This is a genomic window from Gemmatimonadota bacterium, assembly GCA_022560615.1.
Taxonomy (GTDB): Bacteria; Gemmatimonadota; Gemmatimonadetes; order Longimicrobiales; family Gaopeijiaceae; genus UBA1138.
This window is the reverse complement of sequence record JADFSR010000077.1, coordinates 1-7,425: the sequence shown is the minus strand read 5'-3', so window position 1 is coordinate 7,425 and position 7,425 is coordinate 1. Positions and strand designations below refer to the sequence as shown.

The 7,425-nt window shown below is 64.5% G+C and carries 7 protein-coding genes; 6 read left to right on the top strand and 1 reads right to left on the bottom strand.

The features are described 5' to 3' along the window. From IIB36_19870 to IIB36_19845, 6 genes are all read left to right on the top strand, one after another. The coding region (locus IIB36_19870; protein MCH7533999.1) for an aminotransferase class V-fold PLP-dependent enzyme at positions 1-876 on the top strand (876 nt) is incomplete at its 5' end. A gap of 13 nt (positions 877-889) precedes the next feature. Beyond that, positions 890-2,221, top strand: coding sequence for a sodium-dependent transporter (locus tag IIB36_19865; protein MCH7533998.1), 1,332 nt, complete (start codon positions 890-892; stop codon positions 2,219-2,221). Between the two features lie 80 nt (positions 2,222-2,301). Continuing rightward, entirely contained in the window at positions 2,302-2,832 is a 531-nt protein-coding gene (locus IIB36_19860; GenBank protein ID MCH7533997.1) for a histidine phosphatase family protein, read from the top strand. Positions 2,833-3,063: 231 nt separating this feature from the next. Beyond that, complete coding sequence (locus tag IIB36_19855) at positions 3,064-4,776, top strand: IS1634 family transposase (protein MCH7533996.1); 1,713 nt, start codon at positions 3,064-3,066, stop codon at positions 4,774-4,776. 201 nt (positions 4,777-4,977) lie between these two features. Further along, entirely contained in the window at positions 4,978-5,655 is a 678-nt protein-coding gene (locus IIB36_19850; GenBank protein MCH7533995.1) for a HAMP domain-containing protein, read from the top strand. 7 nt (positions 5,656-5,662) lie between these two features. Beyond that, a complete protein-coding gene (locus IIB36_19845) occupies positions 5,663-6,385 on the top strand; it encodes a response regulator (GenBank protein MCH7533994.1) in 723 nt (240 codons plus the stop codon). Positions 6,386-6,421: 36 nt separating this feature from the next. On the opposite strand, the gene IIB36_19840 is transcribed toward IIB36_19845, so the two are convergent. Then, entirely contained in the window at positions 6,422-7,363 is a 942-nt protein-coding gene (locus IIB36_19840) for a cyclase family protein (protein MCH7533993.1), read from the bottom strand. Positions 7,364-7,425 lie beyond the last annotated feature (62 nt).

The window sequence follows — 7,425 nt, the reverse complement described above, 5'->3', positions numbered from 1 at the left end:
GCCAGCGGGCTCGACTTCACCGGCAAGCGGGACCGGGTGGTCGCGAGTAGGGGCGAGTTTCCCACGGTCGGCCACGTCTGGCTCGCCCAGGAAAGGTTCGGCGCGGAGGTCGACTGGGTCCCGGTACGCGACGGCATGATCGAGCTCGAGGACTACGACGCTCTCGTCGACGAGCGGACGGCTGTGGTTTCGGCCTGCCGAGGATACTACCAGACCGGGTTCAAGCAGGACATCTCGGCGATTGCCGAGATCGCGCACGCCAAGGGCGCGCTTCTGTACGTCGACGCCTATCAGACTCTCGGGAGCGAGGTGTTCGACGCTCCTTCGTCGGGCGCGGACTTCGTAGCTTCGGGCAACCTGAAGTTCCTCATGGGCATGCCGGGCATCGCGTTCCTCTGGGTGCGACCTGGACTGAGCGAGAAACTCGAGCCTGCGATCACGGGGTGGTTCGGCCGAAAGGACCCCTACGCCTTCGACGCGACACGGCTCGACTGGGGCGAGGGCGCCCGACGCTTCGATACGGGCACACCCCCGATCATTGAGGCGTACGTGGTCCGGGCAGGCATGGCATGGCTAAGGGAGATCGGACTCGAAGCGATCGGTGCGTGGACGTCGCATCTGGGGCAACGCTGCGTGGAGGGAGCGCTCGAGCGAGGCCTCACGGTGCTCGGCCCAACGGATCCGGCACGTCGAGGCCCCACGACGGCGATCGCATGCGCCGACAGCCACGCCGTCGAGGCCCGGCTCCGCGAAGAGAACATCCTCGCATCGGCCCGGGGCCCGGCGATACGACTGGCTCCGCATTTCTACAACACGACCGACGAGGTGGATCGGGCGCTTGATGCGCTCGCGGCAGCCATGGGCAGTGGCACGTGACGGGCTTCAGCCTATGAGCACCCGCGAAACCTTCAGCTCGCGCCTCGGCCTCCTGACCACGATGATCGGGCTCGCGGTCGGTCTCGGAAACGTCTGGCGCTTCCCGTACCTGGTGGGCCGGTTCGGCGGAGCGGCGTTCATCCTTCTGTACCTGGTGATCGCAGCGCTCGTGGCGGTGCCGGCGCTGATGGGCGAATGGGCTCTCGGGCGGCATACACGCCTCGGCACGCTCGGTGCGTTCGAGAGAATAGGAGTCCCGGGGGGGAAGTACGTCGGGTGGTTCCTCGCCCTCATCGTACTTACGGCGGTGGCGTACTACACGAACGTCATCGGGTGGGTCGTCTATCACGCCCTGGCCGAGGCGCTGACGCCGTTCGGGCGGCCGCTCGATCCGTCACGCATTCTCCCGCCCGACAGCGGGTTCTCGCCGGTATCGATGGGGCTGCAGATCACGCTCACCGCGATCGTGCTCCTGGCCGAGGCCACCGTCGTCCTCAGAGGTGTGCGCGCCGGGATCGAGCGGATTTCCGTGATCGTCATGCCGATCCTCGTGGTCACGCTCCTCATCGTCATCGTCAGGTCGGTCACGTTGCCGGGTGCGGCAGAAGGCGTAGCGTGGCTCTTTGCGTTCGACCCGTCCCAGATCACCCCGTCCGTCGTCATCGCGGCACTCGGGCAAGTCGTCTTCTCGGTGGGCCTCGGTGGCACTCTGATGGTCGTATACGGCTCGTACCTGGGCAGCGAAGCGAACATACGCTCGGACGCGACGTGGACGGTTTTGGGCGATACCGTCGCCGGCCTGCTCGCAGGCCTCGCGATATTTCCGGCGGTGTTCGCCCTGGGGCTCGAACCCGCCTCAGGCCCCGGATTGCTGTTCGCCACAGTTCCGCGCGTCTTCGCAGAACTTCCCGCGGGATGGGTGTTCGGCTTCCTCTTCTTCGGTGGGCTCTCCGGAGCAGCCCTGCTTTCCGGCATCGCCGCGTACGAAGTCCTCGTCGCGGGTCTCACCGATGCCTTGGGCTGGACACGGCGCAAGGCGACGTGGACGGTCTATGCCACTTCGATGGTGCTCGCGCTCCCCCCGATGATCAATCTCGAGATCTTCATCCCGTGGGACCTGACCTTCGGATCGGGGGGCCAGACGCTCGGCGCGCTGATCGCGGTCGTAACCGTAGGCTGGGTCATGAGCCGCGCGACGCTTCTCGAACAGATCGCCGGCGACGAGCCGTCCTTCACGGACCGCGCGCTCATTCACTGGCTTCGCTGGGTGGTTCCGACTGCGGTGACGGCGGCGGCGGTGTGGTGGCTTCTCACTGACGTGCTCGGAGCTGTCCAGGGCCTGTAGCGTCGGGAAGCATGGCGCGGCTAGCTTCGCGGGGTCGGGCCCATGCCCTCACCACCGCTGAAACCACCCCGGAGACCTCCATGCGTCGTCGCTCTTTCCTCCCCCTCGCGAGCCTTCTACTCGCCGCTCTGCCCAGTTTGCTGGCCCCCCTCGCGGTGGGCGCCCAGTCCGACGCGACGGTCGTCTACCTGGTGCGACACGCCGAGCGCGCCGAGGACGGCACGAGCGACCCGGTCATCTCTCTCCCGGGATGGGATCGGTCTCGGCTCCTCGCCGAGATGCTGGCCGACGCCGGATTGACGAACATCCACACCACAGACTTGCGACGCACCCGAGCCACGGGGCGGCCGACCGCGGAGGCCCAGGGCCTCGACATGGACCTCTACGATCCGAGGGATCTTTCTGCGTTCGCCGACCGGCTTCGGGGAATGCCAGGGAGGCACCTCGTACTCGGCCACAGCAACACCACGCCCCAACTGGTGTCCCTCCTTGGAGGCGAGCCCGGAGACCCCATCGAAGAGTTGGAGTACGACCGCCTCTACATCGTCACGCTCGGCGACGAAGGCGCGAGCACGGTGCTCATTCGCTTCGGTAGCCCCTTCGAGGGGTGACGGGAGAGGGACTAGCGTGAGTTTACTGGGTTGCGAGCAGGTGTTCGTTGGCCGTGCCGTGGTGAGCCCCACGTGACAAGGTTTTTCGGGTGAGCGATGTTCTTGCGGCCGTATACACAAATGCATCAGTCCGTATGTGCTCCGGATATCGTTCTGGATAGGTGTTACGCCTTATTCTGTCCCATACGCCGATCTTGACAGAGTGTAGGCATCCGATGTATATACAAACTCATGGCAAGCCTGCAGCGGCATGTGGTCAAGGGACATACCTATTGGCGGATCGTCGAGTCGAGGCGCGTCAACGGCAAGCCCCGGCCCGTGCCGATCCTCTACCTCGGCACCGCCGACCGGCTGCTTGAGCGTTTACTGGAGGCGCCCGCGGGTGGGCTGAAGATCCAGTCCTTCCAGCACGGTGACGTGGCAGCCTTGAAGGCCGTCGCGGACCGCCTCGGGATCGTCTCGATCATCGACCGACATTTCCCCTCACGCAAGGGACGTCGGCCCTCGGTAGGTACGACCCTATTGCTTGGTGCCCTGAACCGGGCCGTGAGACCGCGCTCGAAGCGAGGGTGGGCCACCTGGGCGGCGACGACATCCCTGCATCGGCTCTTTCCTGGCCTGGAGACCAAGGCGCTGACGTCGCAGTTCTTTTGGGACCAGATGGATCGGATCTCGCTGGACGTTCTACGCGACATCGAAAGTGCCTTGACGCGCACTGTGGTCGAGGAGTTGGATCTCGACTTGGACACGCTGTTCTACGACACGACCAACTTCTTCACCTATATCGCCTCCACGAACGCTCGCTCGAAGCTTGCCCAGCGAGGCCGATCGAAGCAGAAGCGTAGCGATCTGCGCCTCTTCGGGCTCGCGTTGCTGGTGACTCGTGAGGGCCAGATTCCCCTGTGTAGCCAGGTGTACGAGGGCAATCGGGCCGACGCCAAGCTCTTCCCTGAGTCCCTCAGCCGCATCCGCGAGCGGTTGGCCGAACTCTCGGTGGATCTCGAGCAACTCACCGTGGTCTACGACAGGGGCAACATGTCGAAGGCCAATCAGGCTTTGATCGATGAGGCACCCTTCGGCTATGTGGCCTCGCTCACGCCGGCACACCATCGCGAGCTGATGGCGATCGGGCTCGAGCAGTATCGGCCGCTTGGGCCGGGCAGTCGCCTGGAGGGAGTCGCCGTGCATCGGCTCCGCCATGAGGTCTGGGGTGCTGAGCGCACGGTCGTCCTCTTCGTCAGTGAACGTCTGCGCACGGGCCAGATCCGTGGGCTACACCAGCACCTCGAGAAACGCCTCAAGGCGCTCGCGCGCTGGAAGGAGCAACTGGCCAATCCCCGCTCGGGACCCCGCAGCGCGCACTCCGCACGTCGCCGCATCGAGCAACTCCTGTGCGGCCAGCACCTGCGTAAAGTGCTGCATGTCCAATACGATCCGAGTCGTCGAGGACGCGACCGGCTCGAGTACTGGGTAGACGACGAGGCGCTGCTACACCTTGAAACAGAAGTCTTCGGCAAACGCATCGTCGTCACCAACCGCGACGCGTGGTCTACCGAAGAGATTCTTCTCGCCTACCGTGGGCAGAGCCAGGTCGAAGAGGTCTTTCGCCAGCTCAAGGACGACGAACATCTCGCGCTGCGGCCCCAATACCACTGGACGGACCAGAAAATCCACGTGCACGCGTTCATCTGCCTACTCGCCCTGCTTCTTGCTCGCATCGTCGAGCTCCAAGCTCGAAGCCTCGGACATCGTGGCGGCCTATCGGGACTCCTCGATCGCTTGGCCACCATACGTCTCGCGATGACGCTGCGCCCCGCGCCTAAGAAGGGCGGTCGTCCCCGCGCCGACTGGCAACTCGAACTCGCCGACCCCCAACTCGCTCAACTCTTCCGGGGCCTCGTCCCCAACAAACCTCCCTTTGTGTATACAGACGGATCCACCTGAAACTCAATGATCCCACCGTTATCACCGGAATCCCTCTGACTCTTCAGTAAACTCACGCTAGGTTGCCATGTGAGGTAGGACGGCGACGGCTCGCGAGTCCGGGCGCCGTCGGCAGTCGAGGAGGTCGTATTTCGTCCGCAGAGCCTGGTCGGAGTTCCCAGAGCAGCGAATCCGACGCTAACTGCTATCATGGAGAGCCGCGTGGCGGAAGCTGGTCGCGCCGCGGGGAACTTGGCCACGACCTCCGTCGTAGGCGCGATCATCGCCATCGCCATCGCGACATTTACCGGCTGGCTGGTTTCGAAGGAGCTCGTGACCGGTCTGGCGGATCTTCTCTCCGGAACCAACGCACTGGCCGGAGGGCGGCTTACGACCCGCGTGCCCGCAAAGCACGACAACGAGATCGGGAGGCTGAGTCGCGCTTTCAACATCATGGCGGCCCGCCTCGAGGATTCGCAAAGCCGTCTCATGGGTGCCGCAGAGAACCAGACGCAACACGCCATGGAGGCCCACGAACAACAGTTGCTGCTGACCGAAAGCAACCAGAACCTGTCGGAGTTCGCCCACGGGGTGTCGCACGACCTCAAGGCGCCGCTTCGACAGATCGCCACGTTCGCCCGCATGGAGCTGGAGCGAAGTAGCGAGCTCGAGCTCGAAACTCGAACCACATTGGAGCAGGTGATCACCCTGAGCAGCCAGATGAAGGAGCTGGTAGAGGGGGTGATGTCGTTCGCGGATACCGACCCGAGCGCAGATACCAGCGGAACCGGTGGACCTGTCTCAGGTCGTTCACGACGTGCGGAACGCTCTGCAAATCAGAATCGAGGAGGTGGGGGCGTCGTTCGAGGTAGAGTCCCTGCCGACCGTAATGGCGCATAGGGCACTGATGAGGCAGCTATTCCAGAATCTGATCGGCAACGCGCTCAAGTACCGCCGGCCGGATGACCCGCCCCGCATTCGGGTCTACTCGCAAGTATCGTCTGACGGAGTGGAGATCTGTGTGGCCGATAGCGGTATCGGATTTTCCGACGAGGCAGCCGAGCGCTTGTTCGAGCCGTTTACCCGACTCGTCGGCGCCGAGGTCGCGTCGGGCGCCGGCATCGGCATGGCCACGGCTCGGCGCATCATGGACCGCTTCGACGGCCGGATCAGCGCCCGGGGTCTTCCCGGCCAAGGGGCGATCTTCACGATGTGGTTCCCGATGCTCGAGGCCGAGGCCGACGCGCCGTCGGCTGTTCCGGTGCCGTGCCAGCTACTACTGGTCGACGACAGCGTGGAAGATCGCTTGATCGCACGTCGCTTCATCGACAAAGACCTGTTTACCATCCTCGAAGCGGATTCCGCGGAAGCCGCGATGAAGATCCTCCGGCGCGAGACCGTGCACGTCGTGCTCTCCGACTTTCGCATGCCGGGCACGAACGGTCTCGAGCTCCTGCAGCAGATCCGCAACCACTACCCGCACATCAGGACCATGCTCTGCTCAGGCGGTCGGCTCCCCGAGGCGGTTGCCGGCGACCCTGTGATTCAGGCGCATTTCGAAAAACCTCCAAATGCGGCTGCACTTTCCGAGGCCGTGTTCGGCGAAGGCGACGTCCCAGAGGCCGCCTAGCAGCCCCCGAGTGTAGCGCCGGCGGGGCCTCTGTAGCTAGAAGATCGCCAGCGGATTGAGCGGCGAGCCGGTGCCCCCGGGCACGGCCAAGGGAGCAGCGACGAACATGAACTCCCAGCGTCCCAGGCGTGCGGCGGCCTCAGCCAGATCCTCGAGGTCGAGGTTGTCGAAGAGCCACAGCCCCATTGTCACGAGCGTGAGCATGTGAATGGGCTGGGAGAAACCCTCCACGCCGGATGGATACACGTCGTTCGTATAGTCGCTGCCGAGCATCGCGACGCCCCGCTCGCGGAGCCACGGGGCCACCGACGCATGGAGGCCCGCAGCCAGTCGCCCCGTCGCCCACGCTCCCTCCTGTGCGCGGCGCGCCCAACGTCCGCTCCGGACGAACACCACGTCGCCCGGTCCGACCGTGATCCCCACCTCCGCCTCCCAGGCCTCTAGGTCATCCACATGAATAGCGGTGCCGGGCTCGAGGTACTCGACCCCTCTCAGTCGGGCGATATCTATCAGGATGCCACGGGTTACGATTCCCTGTTTCGCGTTCGTGATCCCGAGCCTCACGCAGCCATCGTCCGGATCAACGGTCTCCCGTGAGATCCCGTTGTACATCAAACCCTCATACGAGTAGTGACAAAGGGCGTCCATGTGGCTGTGCGCGTAGCCGTGATAGGCGATGGTGTATCGGTCGCTCAGGAAGCCGGATCGCGCTGACCCGAGGAGTACGTGCCCGAAGGGAGAAGTCGCGTCCGCCGCGGCCTCTTTCAAATAGTCGTGTGAAAGGGACACGGAGAGCCCTTCGGTCACGAGCCTCGCAGCCCTCACCGAATGCTCGGGTGTAATCAGGTTCAGAGTACCACGCTCATCGGTGGCTCCCCAGCGCCCGCTATTGGAGAGATCCACCATCCATCGCTCGACGGTTTCGCGGGTCACTTCGGAACGCTGCTGGGCGTGCAGTGCTTCGAGGGCGCCCGACATAGCGACTCCTCCGAGTAGGAGCGCGGTCGTCAGGACAGCGATCGCATGCAAGGCTCTCAGTC

What these genes read in the sequence shown, in the direction of transcription:
- IIB36_19865 (MCH7533998.1), top strand. Translation starts at nt 890, where the DNA reads ATGAGCACCCGCGAAACCTTCAGCTCGCGCCTCGGCCTCCTGACCACG.
- IIB36_19860 (MCH7533997.1), top strand. Translation starts at nt 2,302, where the DNA reads ATGCGTCGTCGCTCTTTCCTCCCCCTCGCGAGCCTTCTACTCGCCGCT.
- IIB36_19855 (MCH7533996.1), top strand. Translation starts at nt 3,064, where the DNA reads ATGGCAAGCCTGCAGCGGCATGTGGTCAAGGGACATACCTATTGGCGG.
- IIB36_19845 (MCH7533994.1), top strand. Translation starts at nt 5,663, where the DNA reads ATGAGGCAGCTATTCCAGAATCTGATCGGCAACGCGCTCAAGTACCGC.
- IIB36_19840 (MCH7533993.1), bottom strand. Translation starts at nt 7,363, where the DNA reads ATGTCGGGCGCCCTCGAAGCACTGCACGCCCAGCAGCGTTCCGAAGTG.